General features: G+C 33.6%; 16 protein-coding genes. 9 read left to right on the forward strand and 7 right to left on the reverse strand.

What is annotated here, in order from left to right:
* Positions 1–144: 144 nt before the first annotated feature.
* The 3 genes from IW18_RS11795 to IW18_RS11805 all read right to left on the reverse strand — a co-directional run bounded on the left by IW18_RS11795 (position 145) and on the right by IW18_RS11805 (position 2,474).
* A complete protein-coding gene (locus IW18_RS11795; RefSeq protein ID WP_041517930.1) occupies positions 145–528 on the reverse strand; it encodes a DUF3037 domain-containing protein in 384 nt (127 codons plus the stop codon).
* Positions 518–1,300, reverse strand: a complete 783-nt coding sequence (locus IW18_RS11800; RefSeq protein ID WP_041517931.1) for a HipA family kinase — start codon at positions 1,298–1,300, stop codon at positions 518–520. The genes IW18_RS11795 and IW18_RS11800 overlap by 11 nt, the downstream gene beginning before the upstream one ends.
* Positions 1,301–1,625: 325 nt before the next feature.
* Entirely contained in the window at positions 1,626–2,474 is an 849-nt protein-coding gene (locus IW18_RS11805) for an NAD(P)H-hydrate dehydratase (RefSeq protein WP_041517933.1), read from the reverse strand.
* A 234-nt stretch (positions 2,475–2,708) separates the two neighbouring features.
* Between IW18_RS11805 and gcvT the strand changes: the two genes are divergently transcribed.
* The 4 genes from gcvT to IW18_RS11825 all read left to right on the forward strand — a co-directional run bounded on the left by gcvT (position 2,709) and on the right by IW18_RS11825 (position 7,570).
* Positions 2,709–3,791, forward strand: a complete 1,083-nt coding sequence (gene gcvT / locus IW18_RS11810; protein ID WP_041517934.1) for a glycine cleavage system aminomethyltransferase GcvT — start codon at positions 2,709–2,711, stop codon at positions 3,789–3,791.
* A gap of 197 nt (positions 3,792–3,988) precedes the next feature.
* Positions 3,989–6,019 carry a S41 family peptidase gene (locus IW18_RS11815; protein ID WP_041517935.1) on the forward strand — a complete coding sequence of 677 codons (2,031 nt, stop codon included), beginning with the start codon at positions 3,989–3,991 and terminating at the stop codon, positions 6,017–6,019.
* A 255-nt stretch (positions 6,020–6,274) separates the two neighbouring features.
* Complete coding sequence (locus tag IW18_RS11820) at positions 6,275–6,988, forward strand: YebC/PmpR family DNA-binding transcriptional regulator (protein ID WP_007811539.1); 714 nt, start codon at positions 6,275–6,277, stop codon at positions 6,986–6,988.
* Between the two features lie 99 nt (positions 6,989–7,087).
* Positions 7,088–7,570, forward strand: a complete 483-nt coding sequence (locus IW18_RS11825) for a hypothetical protein (protein WP_041517936.1) — start codon at positions 7,088–7,090, stop codon at positions 7,568–7,570.
* Between the two features lie 277 nt (positions 7,571–7,847).
* On the opposite strand, the gene IW18_RS11830 is transcribed toward IW18_RS11825, so the two are convergent.
* The 3 genes from IW18_RS11830 to IW18_RS11840 all read right to left on the reverse strand — a co-directional run bounded on the left by IW18_RS11830 (position 7,848) and on the right by IW18_RS11840 (position 12,394).
* A complete protein-coding gene (locus IW18_RS11830) occupies positions 7,848–8,771 on the reverse strand; it encodes a LamG domain-containing protein (protein WP_041517937.1) in 924 nt (307 codons plus the stop codon).
* 374 nt (positions 8,772–9,145) lie between these two features.
* Positions 9,146–10,186 (reverse strand): PLP-dependent cysteine synthase family protein, encoded by a 1,041-nt coding sequence (locus tag IW18_RS11835; protein WP_041517939.1) that lies wholly within the window; start codon positions 10,184–10,186, stop codon positions 9,146–9,148.
* Positions 10,187–10,258: 72 nt separating this feature from the next.
* Positions 10,259–12,394, reverse strand: a complete 2,136-nt coding sequence (locus IW18_RS11840; protein ID WP_041517941.1) for a S9 family peptidase — start codon at positions 12,392–12,394, stop codon at positions 10,259–10,261.
* Positions 12,395–12,462: 68 nt separating this feature from the next.
* On the opposite strand from IW18_RS11840, the gene IW18_RS11845 reads away from it, so the two are divergent.
* Positions 12,463–12,783, forward strand: a complete 321-nt coding sequence (locus tag IW18_RS11845; RefSeq protein ID WP_041517942.1) for a YbaB/EbfC family nucleoid-associated protein — start codon at positions 12,463–12,465, stop codon at positions 12,781–12,783.
* Between the two features lie 138 nt (positions 12,784–12,921).
* Here the strand turns inward: IW18_RS11845 and IW18_RS11850 are convergent, their stop codons facing one another.
* Positions 12,922–13,941 (reverse strand): threonine aldolase family protein, encoded by a 1,020-nt coding sequence (locus tag IW18_RS11850; RefSeq protein WP_041517944.1) that lies wholly within the window; start codon positions 13,939–13,941, stop codon positions 12,922–12,924.
* 151 nt (positions 13,942–14,092) lie between these two features.
* Between IW18_RS11850 and prfB the strand changes: the two genes are divergently transcribed.
* The 4 genes from prfB to IW18_RS11870 all read left to right on the forward strand — a co-directional run bounded on the left by prfB (position 14,093) and on the right by IW18_RS11870 (position 18,876).
* A protein-coding gene (gene prfB, locus IW18_RS11855) for a peptide chain release factor 2 (RefSeq protein ID WP_115098683.1) occupies positions 14,093–15,191 on the forward strand; the annotation gives its coding sequence in 2 pieces (ribosomal slippage) (positions 14,093–14,155 and positions 14,157–15,191; 1,098 coding nt in all).
* 89 nt (positions 15,192–15,280) lie between these two features.
* Positions 15,281–15,727 (forward strand): peptide-methionine (R)-S-oxide reductase MsrB, encoded by a 447-nt coding sequence (msrB, locus tag IW18_RS11860; RefSeq protein ID WP_041517947.1) that lies wholly within the window; start codon positions 15,281–15,283, stop codon positions 15,725–15,727.
* A gap of 352 nt (positions 15,728–16,079) precedes the next feature.
* Complete coding sequence (gene lpxD / locus IW18_RS11865) at positions 16,080–17,078, forward strand: UDP-3-O-(3-hydroxymyristoyl)glucosamine N-acyltransferase (RefSeq protein ID WP_041517948.1); 999 nt, start codon at positions 16,080–16,082, stop codon at positions 17,076–17,078.
* 169 nt (positions 17,079–17,247) lie between these two features.
* The gene (locus tag IW18_RS11870) at positions 17,248–18,876 is read left to right on the forward strand and encodes an acyl-CoA carboxylase subunit beta (protein WP_041517950.1); all 1,629 of its coding nucleotides are present in this window, start codon (positions 17,248–17,250) and stop codon (positions 18,874–18,876) included.
* Positions 18,877–18,913 lie beyond the last annotated feature (37 nt).

Genomic DNA, 18,913 nt, shown 5'->3' on the forward strand with positions numbered 1-18,913 from the left:
ATCTCGCAAAGTCGCGAAGTCGCAAAGTTTGATATTCTTTGCGATTCTGCGACTTCGCGAGATTCTTTTTATAAAATATCTTAGACGCACTGCCGTAAAAAACCTTTGAACCTTTGTTACTCTGCACCTTTGAACCTAAAGAACCTACAAAACCAATTCGCTAAATAATCTTTGAATTGTTTTTTCTAAATCTTCAGACAAACCTGGGTGTGGTCTTGATGTTTGAATTGCCGAACTACGAATCGCTGTTAGCCATCTAAAACGTTCCGGAATATCCATTTCGCCAATTGGGCCGCCATCTTTAACTCCGTTTGCAATTTTTTCTAATGCAGTTATGTTACAATGCAATTGTTCAATGTCAAAATCGTTTGATAATGCTTCAATTTTAGCATCGTTTATGTAGTGTAATACTTTTATAAATTTGGCTTTTTTGCAAAATAAAATAATTCCGATGTTTAGGAATTCTTCGCGTTCCACTCTTGGTACCACACGAATTACGGCATACTCATATAAGTGACTATCTTGCATTTTGGGCTTGATTTACAAAGATTTCTGAATTGTTTAATCGGGTCTGTAAAAACTGTAAGTATACGTTTCTTAATGCTTCGGGAGTTTCATCTGTATCTTCCCATTGCAACCATTCTAGCGGAATCGTATTTACAATATCTTCCAGAATTTCATGCGTTAAAAGCGCTTTAAATTCGGTATCAACCTCTTTTAAAAGTGTAGCTTGTGGCAATAAAACGTGATCTTTTATCAATGCAAATGGACTTTTGGCATGTTGTTCCCAATTGTTCCAGGAATGATGAAAATACAAACATGCACCATGATCAATTAGCCATAATTCTTTATGCCAAATTAACATATTAGTATTTCTAAATGTTCTGTCAACATTAGTGATATAAGCATCTAACCAAACAATTTGTGAAGCCAGCTTAGCGTCTATTGTTGTTACAACCGGATCAAAAGTAATAGCACCAGATAAAAAGTGTAATGCAAGATTTAATCCCTGACTTCCTTGCAGTAAATCTTGAATTTCTTCGTCGCCCTCGCTTCTACCAAAAGCTTCATCAAGATGAGCAAAAACCAATTCTGGAAGCTGCAATTTTAGAGCTTTTGCAATTTGTCCGCCAACTAATTCGGCAATCAAAGCTTTTACACCATGACCGGCTCTTTTAAATTTTAAGACATATTTAAAATCGTCATCGGCTTCTGCCAAAGCTGGTAGAGAACCGCCTTCGCGCAAAGGCGTGATGTAACGTGTAACGTTTACCGTTCTGAGATCGAAATTGTTTTTCATAATACAAACTTACGAATTTAGATTTCTGATCGTAGAGTTTAGATTTTAGATTTTTTTTAATTGCAAAGTTTTACGCTAAGAATGATTTTAAAGTTGTTACTGTTTAAAGTACGCGGATGAAACAGATTCGCTAAAGCGATGACGCAGATTAACGCAGTTTTTTTCATTTTTGCTTCCTTTTTGTCATCCTGAGCGGAGTCGAAGGCGAGCCAATTGAAACGTGGGCTTCTCCCGTCCCGAAGCTTCGGGATCGGGATCGCTCAGCCTGACAACCCAATTTTCAAGTAAAATTAGAATTAAATCAATTATCTAATTGCCAAATTTTCTAATTATCTAATTCTAAAAAAGCTTTTCCAAGATTCTCAATAATATCTGAGGCAATAAACGATTGATAACCTGTTTGAGGTAAAGCAATATCAGCCGTTAAACCATGCAGAAATACACCTAGTTTCACAGCATATTTTGGTTCGTAGCCTTGTGCCAGAAAACTTGTAATTATTCCCGTTAAGGTGTCGCCACTACCAGCAGTTGCAAGTGCAGCATTTCCTGTAGTATTTTTGTAGATTTCGTTTTTATTAATGATGTGTGTTGGCGCACCTTTCATAACCACGATTACTTTATATTTCTCAGAGAAAGCGACCGTTTTTTGAAATTTTTCCGATTCAGAATTCCACTTTCCAATTAAGCGCTCCAATTCTTTTGGATGCGGAGTCAAAATCGTGTTTTCGGGAACTAACTCCAGCCACGATTGATTTTGTGCCAAAATGTTTAGCGCATCGGCATCGAGAACTAATGGTATTCTGTTTGTTCTTAAAAATTCGAATAACGCTTTTTGAGTTCCAAGCTCCTGCCCTATCCCAGGTCCAATTGCTATTACTTGCGGGATTAAAGGTAGATGGATATTGGTTATGAAATTGGCATTTTCATCGGTGACAACCATAACTTCCGGAATTGATATTTGCAGTATTTGATAACCGCATTTTGGTACAAAAGTCGTTACGAGTCCGCAACCAGATTTTAAACAAGCTTTTGATGCTAAAACTGCTGCTCCTATTTTGCCATAACTTCCGGCAATAATCACAGCATGGCCCTGAAGTCCTTTATGTGTATGAGGATTTACGGGTTTGTAAAATCTCAGTATTTCATTTTTTGTTATTAAAAGAGGATCTTTCATTGGAATGATTTATACTTTAAAGTTACATAAAAAATTGAAGAAGAAAGTGTTTCTTGTTTCCTAAAAGTCGCTAGCCCTGATAGGAGCGATATCCTTTTGTTTTTTTCTTTAGAAAACAAAAGATATAGCGGATAGCAGGAAATAGCTCCTAATCATTGCGAAATTTATAATTTAGACTACTAAAATTTGATATTTTTTGAATAAATTTGCGACACAATTTTATAAAACGACACAATGAAAAATACTGCGCTAACGCACATACATGAGAGTTTAGGAGCAAAAATGCTGCCTTTTGCTGGTTACAATATGCCTATTACTTACGAAGGAATTAACGCTGAACACGAAACTGTTCGTAATAGTGTGGGCGTTTTTGATGTTTCACACATGGGTGAGTTTTTGTTGACAGGTCCAAATGCTTTGGCTTTGATTCAAAAAGTTACTTCAAACGATGCTTCGACTTTGACAATTGGTAGAGCGCAATATTCTTGTTTGCCTAACAACGAAGGCGGAATTGTAGATGATTTGATTGTTTATAAAATGAAAGATGAAGAGTATTTACTTGTGGTAAATGCTTCGAATATTGAAAAAGATTGGAACTGGATTTCTTCGCACAATGATTTGGGTGTTGAGATGAAAAACCTTTCTGATGATTATTCTTTATTGGCAATTCAGGGACCAAAAGCGGTTGAGGCGATGCAATCTTTATCTTCTTTAGATTTGGCTGCGATTCCTTATTACCATTTTGAAGTTGGTGATTTTGCTGGTTTTAACGATGTAATTATCTCTGCAACTGGTTATACTGGTTCTGGCGGATTTGAAATTTACTGTAAAAACGAGAATGCTGAAACTATTTGGAACAAAGTTTTTGAGGCTGGCGCTGCTTTTGGAATTAAACCAATTGGATTGGCTGCTCGTGATACCTTGCGTTTAGAAATGGGATTCTGTTTATACGGAAACGATATCAACGATACTACTTCTCCACTTGAAGCCGGATTGGGATGGATTACTAAATTTACTAAAGAATTTACGAACTCTGAAAGTTTGAAAAAACAAAAAGAAGTTGGTGTTACCAGAAAATTAGTCGCTTTTGAAATGCAAGAACGTGCGGTGCCAAGACACGATTACGAAATTGTTGATGCTGAAGGTGCTGTAATTGGTATTGTAACTTCTGGAACGATGTCTCCATCTATGAATAAAGGAATTGGTTTAGGATATGTTACTGTAAACAACAGTGCTGTTGATAGTGATATTTTTATTAGAATTAGAAAAAATGATGTTCCTGCAAAAGTGGTTAAATTACCTTTTTACAAGAAATAAGTTTTAAAACCTATATATTGAAAATGCGTTGCTTTTAGTAACGCATTTTTTTTTGTTTAAGATTCTAACTAAAATGATTACTAGACACTTAGTATTAATTAAATCAAACTGTTTTGATGTAAGAAATTTTAGAGTAAAAAAATAGGATTTATAACTAAAAATAAACGTAACTTTAGTCTAAACGAAGATTTCGATTTATGAAAAAATTATTATTAGTATTCCTGTTTTCAACAACTGCACTATTTAGTCAAAATAGTGATCCAACTTGTGAAATAGTAAACAAAATAAATGCACTTATTCAGGCAGAACATATTAGGCCAAAGCCAGTTGATGATAGCTTATCTGTTTTTGTTTTTGACAATTTAATTAATGAATTAGATCCTTCGAGAAACCTATTTTTGAAGACTGAATACAACGATATGTCAACAAAATATCGCACAACCTTAGACGATTTTATTCTGAGTGATGATTGCAGTTTTTTAACAGACATTACGAGCACTTATAGAAAGGCACTCTTGAGAACCAAAACTGTTCTGGAGAAGATTCAGAGAGAACCTATCGATTACAGCAAAAAAGATACGATTCGATTTTATAAAAAATCGTTTCCATTTTACCTTAAAAGCGAAGATATAGAGAAGGTTTGGCTGAAAAAACTTCGTTATCAAATTCTGGACGATATCGCTGAAACGAGTGATAATCTGGATTCGATTAAAGCCAATTTTAAATCTATTGAACTAAAATCCAAAAAATTAATTCTTTCAAATGAAATTTGCCGAATAAGTACACTTTTGGAGAATAATACAAAGCAGGAAGAAAAATTCTATAATTTTTTCTGCACGTACTTTGATCCGCACACGGCTTATTTTAGTGATGATTCTAAAACAAGTTTTGTAGCTTCATTATCAAAGGAGCATTTGTCTTTGGGAATGACTGTGAATCTGAACGAAAAAAATGAAATTATTATCGCCGAATTAGACCCAAATGGTCCGGCTTACCAAACGGGACAAATAAAAAAAGGAGATCAGATTATTTCAATATCCAATCAAAAAGAAACTTTACAGGTTTCGTGCGCTTCATTAGAATCGATTTCGAATATGATTCTATCTGAATCTAATAAAAGTATTACGCTTACGCTAAAGCGAAACTCAGGTAAAAGTTTTGATGTTTATATTGAGAAGCAAGTAATGAAGGATGAAGAAAATTCTGTTTTTAGCTTCATTATTGGAAAAGACAGTAAGATTGGATATATTAAAATTCCGAGTTTTTATGCAGATTTAGACGGTACAAGCCGAAAAGGTTGTGCCGATGATGTTGCTCGTGAAGTAATAAAACTAGAAAAGGATAATATTAAAGGTCTTGTAATTGATCTAATTGACAATGGCGGAGGATCAATGGAAGAAGCTATAAAATTAGCCGGAATGTTTATTGATTACGGTCCGCTTTCGATTGTTGTTGATAACAATCAAGTCAAATCTGTAATAAATGATCCGTTTAAAGGTCTCATTTATAAAGGTCCAATTGTAATTTTAGTGAATAGTAATACGGCTTCGGCAAGTGAATTTTTCTCTTCTATATTGCAGGATTACAACCGAGCCTTATTAATAGGAAGTACAACTCTTGGAAAAGCAACAATGCAAACTATTCTTTCGCTTGACGAACATAAAAACACTGATTTTTTAAAGCTTAGTATCAATAAATTTTACAGAGTTACCGGAAAAAGCCACCAATATATTGGGGTTACTCCAGATGTAGTTTTGCCTGAGTTTTATGAAGGTATTTATCAGAAGGAAAGCGATTTTCCAACCGCAATTAAAAATGATAGCATTCAGACATCTCTAAAATTTAGACCTTATGCCAAAAGAAGTCTTATTGATAAACTGGCTAAGAACAGTTCAGCACGTTTGGCAGACAATTACTTTTTTACCAATATTAAAAAAATAAATGTAAAAATTGATAAGTTGGTTAATACTCCAAAAGCGGAGTTACCAATGACTCTCGATGCTGTTTTTAATCAAAAGAAAGTATTAAACTCTCTTTGGACAGAAATCAATACATTTAATGATGAAAATAATCCTTTAGATGTCTATAATTCTAGCGTTAATCAGTTTTTACTGGGTGTTTATCCAAACGACAAAACTATAAACCAGCACCAGATGGATAACTTGAAAACAAATCCTTACTTAAACGAAGCTGTTAACGTAATTAATGAATTTAATAGTTCGAAATAGGTTTAGAATATGAAATGAGAATAATTTTAACCGCAAAGTGCGCAAAGTTTTTGCTATTAATGGCGTTAATAAACGCAAAGAACGCAAAGCTTTGCGAACTTTTTTTTTCATAAAATCTTTAATGATGAAAACTTTGCGTGCTTTGCGGTAAAATCTACACAATCCAAACTAGAAACAAATCAAAAAAACTTAATCATTGATTTTGCATAAATAAGGAATAACCGTATTTTTGCATCTCAAAATAAAAAATTAGTAATGGGAAGAGCGTTCGAATTTAGAAAAGGAAGAAAAATGAAACGTTGGTCAGCAATGGCTAAAACATTTACCCGTATTGGTAAAGACATCGTAATGGCTGTTAAAGAAGGTGGCCCTAACCCAGATGCCAATTCTAGATTAAGAGCTGTTATACAAAATGCAAAAGCCGCTAACATGCCTAAGGACAATGTGGAGCGCGCAATTAAAAATGCAAGTAATAAAGACACTGCCAATTATAAAGAAATTCTTTTTGAAGGATATGCTCCTCATGGAATTGCTATTTTGATCGAAACTGCATCTGACAACAATAATAGAACTGTAGCAAACATTCGTAGCTATTTTAATAAATGCAACGGAACAATGGGAACTCAAGGTTCTGTTGAATTTATGTTTGATCATACTTGTAATTTCAGAATTGCCAAAGGTAATCTTGATCCTGAAGAATTAGAATTAGAACTAATTGATTTTGGTGCCGAAGAAGTTTTTGAAGATGAAGACGGAATCTTAATCTATGCGCCTTTTGGAAGCTTTGGAGCTTTACAAAAAGAATTAGAAAACAGAGGATTAGAAATTTTATCTTCAGGTTTTGAGCGTATTCCGCAAATTACCAAAGAACTTACTGAAGCTCAAATCGCTGATGTTGAAAAATTAATAGAAAAAATCGAAGAGGATGATGACGTAATGAACGTTTATCATACGATGAAAGAAGAGTAATATCTTTTTTTCTTCAAAAATTACACTCCAGAGAAATCTGGAGTTTTTTTTTGATTGATTTTAATATATTTATGACACTAATAGAAAACAATTAGGTTTATGAAAACACTTTCCTTAATCCTTATATTTTTAGGATTATCAATTCTTGCAACTGAAATAGTAAACGATTTTTATAAAACTAAAATATTTTATGCCTCATTAGATCCTCAAAAAAATTATTCTCCAGACACTCTGCTTGTTAATGAAGAAACAAGACCATCAAGTATAGGTAGCAATAAAACTACATGGATATTTCATGGATATTGCAAGTCTGATAAATTGAAGATTGGAATTTCAATACCAATGAATATTGTTTCAGCTACCAATTTCAACAGAAATAAAATTCCAATTTGGCGAATTAAAAATATAAATGATAAAATAATCTATAGAAGAATGGACAACAAAATTAATAGCCCTTTTTCATATGAAATGCGTCAATATTGGACTTCTCAGGTATTTATGATTGCTACAGTACCAGCTTTATTTTACTATTTAAGTATAAGAAGAAAAACGAAAAAAAAGCTAGAGAAGCAAATACCCTAAAAAATTATTAGATAAACTATTATATTTGCAAAGTTTCAAATCTAAATTAATTTAAATTATCACTTTATGCAAACATCAAAATACACCAAATTTGCTTTAATTATTTTAGTAATCTTATTTGTGGTTATAAGTGTTATAAGCTAATAATCGCAACAGACAATAAATTTAAAAGCCTTCTAAAGTTAAACTTAAGAAGGCTTTTTCACTATTCAAAAATATTTAATGCTACTAACAATTTAATAAACTAACAGTTTATTTTTTAACCCAAAAAATGTTTTTAATTTGCCGTCATCTTTTTTACAGGAGTATTTGTTATTTTCAACAAATAAGTTCCTTCAGGTAAATCATTAATATTTGTTGCATTGCTGCCTAATACTTTTTGTCCTTGCGAGAAAACCTCAACATTTTTTCCACCAGAATTTACATCAGCTGTAGAAATAATTGTACTTGTTACAACTGGCTTAGCAACTGTTTTCGTTTTCACTACTATTTTTTTATCTGTTTTTACAGCAACCGTTTCAGCAGCGACAATAACAGGAACAATAGCTTTAGATATGTTATAATACTCTTTTACCTGTTCATCTGTCAATGCAACGCTATAGATCTTTAAATCGTCTATATCAGCATTTATACCAACTGTAGTGTTTATTTCTCCAAGTCTAAAAATATTTCCTTTTGTTGAACGTGAAATTCCATCTACAGATTTCAGCATTTCTCCGTCACGGTATACTTTTGAAACCTTTCCGTCGAATGTTATTGTATATTGATACCAAACATCTTTTGCCAGCGGAGTAGAAACAATAACATCATTACTAGCACCCCAACCTGCCAAACTAAGGTCTGAATTAGAAGAAGTAGTTCCTTGTTGTAACAATCCACAATATTGAGCGCTATAAGCTGTTCCATAACCCCAAACGTAATTTGGAGCAGAAATAGAATTAAATTTTACCCAAATACTAACTGATCTTGCACTATTGCCTTGAGGAAGATTGTCTATAACTGCTTCCATTGCTTTATTAGTTAGCCGTTGAGCAGATTTAGCAGCTCCAGATCTATCGTTTACAAAATTGTTCGTACCGATAAAAGAGGAAGTATTATCAGTATTATTCAAAGTACCATTGAAAGCAAACTCTTGAATTGGATTTTGAGCATTCACATTCAAATAACTTACAAACATCAAAGTGAGTAGTAATTTTTTCATAATAGTAGATTTTAGGGGATTAAAAAACAATGTGTCATTTTAACACTGCTAAACTAAATTATTATGCATTTCGCCGAAAATTTTTCCGATAACTAACCTAAATAATCGTTCAAATAACCAAATTTCAGGATTTAAAACAGCTAATCGATTTTTTATACTCGCAGAAATAATATTAAAATAATAAATTTATCTCAGCAAAAAGATTAAAAATCTTACGTATAAATACGGTATTTACAATTACAAATTTAAATTCAATATCTTAAAGAAATGGTCTTATATTCTTTATCATCTAATATTTAGTCTAAAATCTAACCATAAAAAAACTCCGTCTACTAACGTAGACGGAGTTTTATATTATAGAGCGTAATTAAAAATTACTTCACAAATTCAATTTTTTGAACTTCTTCTTCATTGACACTGTCAAAGAATCCTTGCTCATTCATCCAGTCATCACTAAATACTTTGCTCATATAGCGAGAACCGTGATCAGGAAAAATAGCGATAATATTACTATCTTTAGTAAACTCACCCTCTTCTGCATATTGCTTAATGGCTTGCATTACTGCTCCGGAAGTATATCCAACAAATAAACCTTCTTTTCTAGTAATCTCTCTTGCAGAGTGAGCACTTTCCTCATCCGTCACTTTTATGAATTTATCGATGATATCGAAGTCTGTCGCTGATGGAATTAAGTTTTTACCTAATCCTTCAATACGATAAGGATAAATTTCTTTATTGTCGAACTCTCTGGTTTCGTGGTATTTCTTTAAAACAGATCCAAAAGCATCCACACCTAAAATTCTAATATTTGGATTTTGCTCTTTTAAATATTTTGCTGTTCCTGAGATTGTTCCTCCAGTTCCGCTACAAGCAATAAGATGCGTTATTTGTCCTTTTGTTTGTTCCCAAATTTCAGGCCCTGTTGTGTTGTAGTGTGCATCAATGTTTAACTGATTAAAGTATTGATTGATGTAAACTGAGCCTTTTGTTTCTTCGTGTAGACGTTTGGCTACATTATAGTAAGATCTCTCATCATCTGCAGAAACGTGAGCCGGACAAACATAAACTTTAGCCCCTAAACTTCTCAACATGTCAATTTTATCTTTCGATGATTTTGAACTTACAGCCAAAATACAATTGTAGCCTTTTATAATGCTTACCATTGCCAAACTAAAACCTGTATTACCAGATGTCGTTTCGATTATGGTATCTCCTGGTGATAGAATTCCTCTTTTCTCAGCCTCTTCAATGATATATAACGCTATTCTATCTTTTGAGGAATGTCCTGGATTAAAAGCTTCTACCTTCGCGTAGAAATTTCCTTCTAAGTCTTCGGTGATTTTATTTAGTTTAATAAGAGGGGTATTTCCTATTAACTCTAAAACATTATTATAAGCGTTTATTTCTTCTTTCATAAAAAAATAGTTAATCGAGATGGTATTTCAAAATAACCTCGATAGGTTGCAAATTTAACAAAAATTTTCTAATTAGCTTTTAATTTTTTCTAAATCTAATAAAAAACTAAATTCTTTTGCTAAGTCTTTTAGTGCTTCAAAACGTCCTGAAGCTCCACCATGTCCAGCATCCATATTGGTATCTAAGAACAATAAATTATTATTTGTTTTTAGATTTCTCAATTTAGCGACCCACTTGGCAGGTTCCCAATATTGTACTTGCGAATCGTGAAGACCCGTAGACACATACATATTAGGATAATTTTGTGCTTTTACGTTATCATACGGTGAATATGATAACATATAATCGTAATATTTTTTATTGTTTGGGTTTCCCCATTCGTCGTATTCTCCAGTTGTTAACGGAATACTATCGTCCAACATTGTGGTAATAACATCTACAAAAGGTACTTGAGCAATAACTCCGTTGTACAATTCCGGTGCTTCATTTATGATAACTCCCATCAAAAGTCCTCCTGCAGATCCTCCTTCAGCATATAAATGTTCAGGAGAAGTGTAATTTTCGTCGATTGCAAATTTAGAGCAATCGATGAAATCTGTAAAGGTATTTTTCTTTTTTAACAGTTTTCCGTCTTCATACCATTGTCTTCCTAAATCTTCTCCGCCTCTAATATGTGCAATCGCGTAAACAAAACCACGGTCTAACAACGAAAGTCTTGTTGACGAAAAATAGGTATCCATTGTAATTCCATAAGAACCATAAGCATACAGTAATAACGGATTTTTACCATTTTTCTGCAATCCTTTCTTATAAATCATCGAAATTGGCACTTTTACTCCATCTCTTGCAGTTGCCCAAACACGTTCTTCAATGTAATTTTCTTTATCAAACTTACCACCCAAAACCTGTTGTTCTTTTAAAATCTCTTTAGTTTTGGTCTTCATGTTAAAATCAATAACCGAAGATGGTGTTGCAAGCGATTGATAACTATAGCGTAAAACATCAGTATCAAAATCAACATTTGTTGTCGTATAAGCATTATAAGTCTCACTACCAAAAGGAAGATAATAATCTGGCTCATCATTCCAAGGCATAATACGAATATGATTTAATCCGTTTGAGCGCTCTTCAACAACTAAATAGTTTTTGAAAATTTCAATATCTTCTAACAAAACATCTTCGCGATGCGGAATAAGATCTACCCAATTTTTCTTTCCTGTTTTATTCTCAGGCGTCTTCATCAGCTTAAAATTGGTAGCTTTATCTTTATTCGTCAATATATAAAATGAATCTTCAAAATGAGAAATACTGTATTCCAAACCGCGAACACGAGGCTGAAAAACAATGAATTCTCCATCTGGATTGTCAGAATTAAGAATTCTGTATTCAGTAGTTAGTGTACTTCCTGAACCAATAACAATATACTTTCTTGATTTTTCTTTGCTTATCGAAACATTAAAAGTATCATCTATTTCATTAAAAACTAAAACATCTTCTGTACTTAATGTATTTAATTTGTGTCTGAAAATTTTATCCGCTCTTAGTGTAACTTCGTCTTGTTTGGTATAAAAAACAGTTTTATTATCATTTGCCCAAACAGATCCGCCTGTGGCATTTTCGATTTTATCAGATAAAATCTCTCCTGTTTCTAAGTTTTTAAACTGGATCGTATATATTCTTCTTCCAACAAGATCAAGTCCAAAACTTGCAAATTTATTATCCGGACTTATACTTAAACCTCCCAACTTAAAATAAGCATGTCCTTTTGCCATTTCATTACAGTTGAACAAAATTTCTTCCTCTGCAGAAAGGCTTCCTTTTTTTCTAGCAAAAATTGGATAATCCTGCCCAGTTTCAAAACGGGTAATATAAAAATATCCGTTATAGAAGTATGGAACCGATGAATCATCTTCTTTTATTCTCGCTTTCATTTCTTCGTACAAATCTCCTTGAAGTGTTTTTGTATGCGAAGTCATGCTTTCGTAATAAGAATTTTCCTGATTCAAATAATCTATAACTTCAGGATTTTCGCGGTCATTTAGCCAAAAATAATTATCTACTCGAGTCTCTTTATGTTTTTTTAATGTTTTTGGAATCTCTTTGGCTTTTGGAGCCACTATATCGTTTTGCATTGATTGAGCATTGGTTTTTAAATACGGAGCTGCAAAAATACTACAAACACAATAGAACGGAATTAATTTTTTCATAAAATATTCTATTGATATCATACAGCAATATACTAATTTTGTATGAAATAATTTAAAAATCAACAAAAATGGATTTAATGGGAATGATGGGTAAACTTAAAGAAACCCAACAAAAAATTGAAGATACTAAAAAGCGTTTAGATACTGTTTTAATTGATGAACAAAGCGCTGACGGATTATTAAAAGTAACATTAACGGCTAATAGAAAAGTAAAAACCATCTCTATTGACGACTCTTTACTTGAAGATAAAGAACAACTAGAAGATTACTTAATTGTAACTTTAAATAAAGCAATCGAAAAAGCAACAAGTGTAAACGAAAGAGAACTTGACGCCGTTGCAAAAATGGATATGCCGATGATTCCGGGAATGGATAATCTTTTTAAATAAGGTACAAAGGTTCTAAGTAACAAAGGTTCAAAGGTTTTTTCATATTATGATAACCTTTGAACCTTTGTTTTTTTTATATCTCTATCAGTTCAAACCTTTAAACCTATTAAAAACCTTTGCAACTTTGAACCATTTATCCTAAAACTTGGCAAGCGTTTCTAAAACATAGGTATGCATAACTTCTTTATAGTCTAAATGTGTTACAATACGAAGTTTATTGTGTCCCATTGAACTTATTAAAATATTTTTTTGTTTTAATTTTTCTACTAATAATTTGTCGTCATAACCTTCGGCTAGCGAGAAAATCAAAATATTAGTTTCTACAGGCTCAATTTCCGAAATCCAAGGTTTTACGCTTAAAATTGCCGCAATTTCTTTAGCTCTTCTGTGATCTTCTGCCAAACGTTCTATATTATTAGCCAAAGCATAAAGTCCTGCTGCTGCCAAATACCCTACTTGACGCATTCCGCCGCCAAGTATCTTCCTGATTCTCAACGCTCTATGGATATCAGATTTACTTCCTAACAAAACTGAACCAATTGGAGCTCCCAATCCTTTTGATAAACAAACTGAAATTGTATCGAAAATAGCTCCAAATTCCTTTGGATTTTGTCTTTTTGCTACCAATGCATTCCAAATTCTCGCACCATCTAGGTGAAATTTCAAATTATTAGCATCGCAAACCTTTTTTATTTCTTTTAAATCATTTAACTCATAACATGCCCCACCGCCTTTATTAGTTGTATTCTCAACACAAACTAAACTCGTCAATGGACTATGGTAAAACTCTGGGTCGTTAATTGCTGCTGCAACCTGCGAAGCAGTTATCATTCCTCTATTTCCGTCTATCAAACAACATGAAACTCCACTATTAAAAGAAACTCCTCCTCCTTCGTAATGATAAACGTGTGCATATTTATCAGCGATTAACTGTTCTCCTGGCTGGGTATGCAATTTAATAGCAGTTTGATTTGCCATCGTTCCTGAAGGAAAAAATAGCCCGGCTTCCATACCAAAAAACTCAGCTACCCTAGTCTCCAATTCAATAACAGTAGGATCTTGCCTATATACATCATCTCCAACATGAGCATTAAACATATATTGCAACATTTCATGCGTGGGTTTGGTAATGGTATCGCTAATTAAATTTATTTCCATATTCTAAAAACTATATCTTATTTTTGTACGACAAAATTACGTATTACTATTTGTTAATTTTTGCAAGTTTGAGTAAAATTTAACTTGCGAATTACGATATAACCAAATTAACGTAATATTTATAAAAAACATATAAAACTACTATTAATTTATGACAACTACCGAACAAATTAAAGGTATTGTGGAGCGCCTTGGTGCGTTGAGGAGGTATCTTTGACGTTGATGCCAAACTAATCGAAATCGCTAACGAGGAAGAAAAAACCTTTGCGCCAGACTTTTGGAACAATCCTAAAGAAGCAGAAATCATTGTAAAAAATCTTAGAAACAAGAAAAAATGGATCGAAGATTACAATAAAGCAATCGAACTTACGGATGAACTTCAGCTTGCTTACGACTTTTACAAAGAAGGAGAGCTTTCTGCAGAAGAATTAGACGAGCATTATAATAGAACTCAAACTCATATTGAAAACATTGAGTTTAAAAATATGCTTTCTGATGAAGGTGACAGCTTAAGTGCTGTTGTACAAATTACTGCGGGTGCCGGCGGAACAGAAAGTTGCGACTGGGCAGGTATGTTAATGCGTATGTACATGATGTGGGGCGAAAGTTATGGATACAAAATAAAAGAACTTAACTTTCAGGCTGGAGAGGTTGCGGGAATTAAAACCGTTACTTTAGAGTTTGAAGGCGATTATTCTTTTGGGTATTTAAAAGGAGAAAACGGTGTACATCGCTTAGTTAGAATCTCTCCTTTTGACAGTAACGCCAAACGTCACACTTCGTTTGCCTCTGTTTATGTTTATCCGCTTGTTGATGACAGTATCGAAATTGACATTAATCCTGCCGATATCGAAATTACAACTTCTCGTTCTAGTGGAGCCGGAGGACAAAACGTGAACAAAGTTGAAACCAAAGTACAATTGGTACACAAACCAACCGGAATTCAGATTCAGTGTTCTGAGACTAGATCGCAACAAGACAACAGACAACGTGCTATGCAAATGTTACGTTCTCAATTGTATGAAATTGAGCTTAAAAAACAGCAAGCGCAACGTGCTGATATTGAAGCCGGAAAAATGAAAATTGAATGGGGTTCGCAAATACGTAATTATGTAATGCAACCTTATAAATTAGTAAAAGATGTTCGTACCGGTTACGAAACCAGCGATGTTGATGGCGTAATGAACGGAAATATTGATCCTTTCTTAAAAGCATTTTTAATGATGATGGGACAAAAGGAAGAGGAATAGTTTTTTAGTATTCAGTCGCAGTTTTCAGTAAACTGAATACTGAATACCGAGACTAAGAACCGAGACTGTAAACTAAAAAAATAAAGACTATGATTAAATGGGCCGATATAATTCGTTATACTAATAAAGGAAATCCTATTCCCGAAAAAAGAATAGAAAAAACGGAAGAAGAATGGAAACAAATTTTAACTCCGGAAGAATTTCAGGTTACACGCTTAAAAGGCACCGAAAGATCTTTTAGCTCTGAACTTTGCAGTTTGTTTGATCCGGGAATCTACGAATGTAAATGTTGTGGCACTTTACTTTTTGATGCAAGTGAAAAATTCGAATCAGGGACAGGCTGGCCTTCATTTACGCAACCTCTTCAAGAAAATGCCATAGCGTATCATGCAGACAAATCATACGGAATGATTCGTGTTGAAGTTGTTTGCAATACCTGCGACGCACATTTAGGACACGTTTTTCCAGACGGGCCTGAACCAAGTGGTCTACGTTATTGCATAAACGCCATTTCGTTATCCAAGATAAAAGAATAAAATTTCAAAAAAGCGATTCACTTTCAACCAAAGGAATCGCTTTTTTTCTGACAAGAGTTTATTTTAAATAATTAACACATTAAATGTAAGTCACTACCTATCAATAAAATAATTTTCATTTTATTGATATTACATATTCATTTCCTCTACTTTTTGACTACAAAACCCACAGTAACAACACTATCACAAAATTAAAAACATTTAATAAATCAACAGTCAAAATGTTAATTTTGTAATATTTAAACTGTTATTTTAAATATATTTCAAGAAACTCAAAAATAATATTAGGTAATTAGAATCTAATTGATTTTATTTGGCAAAAAATAACCCCAGAATCTATTAAATTCATTAAATGAAATCCTATTCAATTCAAGAAATCAATGAAGTTATCAAAGGCGTAATTTACGGCACTACTTCTCAGAGCATTACGGCAACAGAGCAATTAGAAAAAGCTACCACTTCAGAAATTTCTTTTATAGGAAACAAAAAATATGAAAAATATTGGTCTGCATCAAATGCATCAATTGCAGTTGTTAACGAGGATATTTCAATAGAACCTGGCGAAAACCGAGCTTTTATTAAAGTAAAAAATGCAGATTTGGCAATGTCTCAAATCCTTGCACTTTTTGCTCCACCTACTCCAATATTCCATAATAACATTCACAAAACCGCAACGGTTGATGAAACTGCTGTTATTGGTGAAGGAGCAAGAATTGGCGCAGGATGTTATATTGGTCCAAAAGTTGAAATTGGTGCTAATGCAACAATATATCCAAATGTGACAATTTTAGACGAATGCACTATAGGAAAAAATACTATTATTTGGTCGGGCACTGTAGTTCGTGAGCGTTGTCATATTGGAAATGATTGTATCATTCATCCAAATGCAACAATTGGAGCTGATGGTTTTGGATTTCGTCCATGTAGTGAAAAAGGTTTAGTTAAAATTCCACAAATAGGAAATGTTATAATCGGAAATGGAGTTGAAATTGGTGCCAACACTTGTGTTGATCGCGGTAAATTCAGCTCGACTGTTTTAGGAGATGGTTGTAAAATCGATAATTTAGTACAAATTGGACATAATAGTAAATTAGGTAAATTTTGTATTATGGCCGGAAATAGCGGCTTAGCAGGTTCTGTAACATTAGGAAACGGTGTTATTATTGGCGGAAGCGCCTCTATAAAAGATCACACAACTATTGGTGACGGTGCAATTGTAGGTGCAGGTTCTGGTGTAGTTGGAGATGTTCCCGCAGGAAAAACAATGTTAGGTTATCCAGCTGTCGAAGCTCGTGATGCTTTAAAGCAATGGGCAATCTTAAAACGAATGGTTTGCGATTCTAAAAAATAGTCTACTCAACATAATAAATACAAAAACAGAAATTCGCTTCTGTTTTTTTTGTGCAAAATTTAAAGATCACAAACAGGTTTTTATTTCACTTCAAGATCATATTTATAGTGTCAATTTCAATTGATTTTGTAAATTAGCCAACAGTATTTTGTAAAAACATCAATATCTTATGGATTTAAACTTCAATAAAAACGAAGATCACAATAAACTCTTACTTTCTGAATTAAAACAAAAATTTGCCAAAGTTAAATTGGGCGGAGGAGAAAAACGTATTCAAAAATTACATGCCGAAGGTAAAATGACGGCTCGTGAACGTATTGCTTATCTACTGGATGAAAATTCAAAAAGTATCGAAATTGGAGGATTTGTTGGAGAAGGAATGTACGCAGAACACGGCGGTTGTCCGTCTGGTGGTGTAGTTATCAAAATAGGATATATAAAAGGCAAACAATGCATTGTTGTTGCCAATGATGCTACTGTAAAAGCAGGCGCATGGTTCCCGATAACGGGCAAAAAAAATCTGCGTGCTCAGGAAATTGCAATGGAAAACAGATTACCCATCATCTATTTAGTAGATAGTGCGGGGGTTTATTTACCGCTTCAAGACGAAATTTTCCCTGACAAAGAACATTTTGGTAGAATCTTCAGAAACAATGCTCAAATGAGCAGTATGGGAATTACTCAAATCGCAGCCGTAATGGGAAGTTGTGTTGCAGGTGGAGCCTACTTACCAATTATGAGCGACGAAGCCTTAATTGTAGATAAAACAGGAAGTATTTTCCTTGCTGGAAGTTATTTAGTAAAAGCAGCAATTGGAGAAACTATCGATAATGAAACTTTAGGTGGCGCAACTACACATTGCGAAATTTCCGGAGTGACAGATTATAAAGCCAAAGATGACAAAGATGCTTTAGACAAAATCAAAAATATTGTAGACAAAATTGGCGATTATGATAAAGCTGGCTACAGCCGAATAAAAGCCGAGAAACCAACGTTAGAACCAAAAGACATTTACGGAATTTTACCAAAAGCCCGAAACGAGCAATATGACATGATGGAAATCATCAATCGCTTGGTAGACAATTCAGAGTTTGAAGCTTACAAAGACGGTTACGGTCAAACTATTATAACTGGTTACGCCAGAATTGATGGCTGGGCAGTTGGAATTGTAGCCAATCAAAGAAAAGTAGTAAAAACCAAAAAAGGCGAAATGCAGTTTGGTGGTGTTATTTATTCAGACAGTGCAGATAAAGCAACACGTTTTATTGCCAATTGCAATCAAAAGAAGATTCCTTTAGTTTTTTTACAGGACGTTACAGGTTTCATGGTAGGATCAAAATCTGAGCAAGGAGGAATCATTAAAGATGGTGCAAAAATGGTAAATGCTGTGAGTAACTCTGTTGTTCCAAAATTTACTGTTATTGTAGGTAATTCTTATGGTGCAGGAAATTATGCTATGTGTGGTAAAGCTTACGACCCTAGATTAATTTTTGCTTGGCCAAGTGCTGAACTAGCTGTGATGGGTGGAACTCAGGCTGCAAAAGTATTAGCACAAATTGAAGCTTCTTCGCTTAAAGCGAAAGGAGAAATTGTTGATGAAGCTAAAGAAACAGAGTTATTCAATAAGATAAAAGCACGTTACGACGAACAAACTTCTCCTTACTACGCAGCGTCAAGATTATGGACAGATGCTATTATCGATCCTTTGGATACACGTACATGGATATCTATGGGAATTGAAGCCGCAAACCACGCTCCTATTCAAAAACCTTTTAATTTGGGTGTTATTCAGGTTTAGCTTTTTACAAATCATCAAAATAAGTTAAATAAATAGT

This window comes from Flavobacterium hibernum, assembly GCF_000832125.1.
GTDB classification, from domain to species: Bacteria; Bacteroidota; Bacteroidia; order Flavobacteriales; family Flavobacteriaceae; genus Flavobacterium; species Flavobacterium hibernum.

Excerpts from the sequence above, each read along its gene's own strand:
- IW18_RS11795 (WP_041517930.1), bottom strand. The coding sequence starts at position 528 with ATGCAAGATAGTCACTTATATGAGTATGCCGTAATTCGTGTGGTACCA.
- IW18_RS11800 (WP_041517931.1), bottom strand. The coding sequence starts at position 1,300 with ATGAAAAACAATTTCGATCTCAGAACGGTAAACGTTACACGTTACATC.
- IW18_RS11805 (WP_041517933.1), bottom strand. The coding sequence starts at position 2,474 with ATGAAAGATCCTCTTTTAATAACAAAAAATGAAATACTGAGATTTTAC.
- gcvT (WP_041517934.1), top strand. The coding sequence starts at position 2,709 with ATGAAAAATACTGCGCTAACGCACATACATGAGAGTTTAGGAGCAAAA.
- IW18_RS11815 (WP_041517935.1), top strand. The coding sequence starts at position 3,989 with ATGAAAAAATTATTATTAGTATTCCTGTTTTCAACAACTGCACTATTT.
- IW18_RS11820 (WP_007811539.1), top strand. The coding sequence starts at position 6,275 with ATGGGAAGAGCGTTCGAATTTAGAAAAGGAAGAAAAATGAAACGTTGG.
- IW18_RS11825 (WP_041517936.1), top strand. The coding sequence starts at position 7,088 with ATGAAAACACTTTCCTTAATCCTTATATTTTTAGGATTATCAATTCTT.
- IW18_RS11830 (WP_041517937.1), bottom strand. The coding sequence starts at position 8,771 with ATGAAAAAATTACTACTCACTTTGATGTTTGTAAGTTATTTGAATGTG.
- IW18_RS11835 (WP_041517939.1), bottom strand. The coding sequence starts at position 10,186 with ATGAAAGAAGAAATAAACGCTTATAATAATGTTTTAGAGTTAATAGGA.
- IW18_RS11840 (WP_041517941.1), bottom strand. The coding sequence starts at position 12,394 with ATGAAAAAATTAATTCCGTTCTATTGTGTTTGTAGTATTTTTGCAGCT.
- IW18_RS11845 (WP_041517942.1), top strand. The coding sequence starts at position 12,463 with ATGGATTTAATGGGAATGATGGGTAAACTTAAAGAAACCCAACAAAAA.
- IW18_RS11850 (WP_041517944.1), bottom strand. The coding sequence starts at position 13,941 with ATGGAAATAAATTTAATTAGCGATACCATTACCAAACCCACGCATGAA.
- msrB (WP_041517947.1), top strand. The coding sequence starts at position 15,281 with ATGATTAAATGGGCCGATATAATTCGTTATACTAATAAAGGAAATCCT.
- lpxD (WP_041517948.1), top strand. The coding sequence starts at position 16,080 with ATGAAATCCTATTCAATTCAAGAAATCAATGAAGTTATCAAAGGCGTA.
- IW18_RS11870 (WP_041517950.1), top strand. The coding sequence starts at position 17,248 with ATGGATTTAAACTTCAATAAAAACGAAGATCACAATAAACTCTTACTT.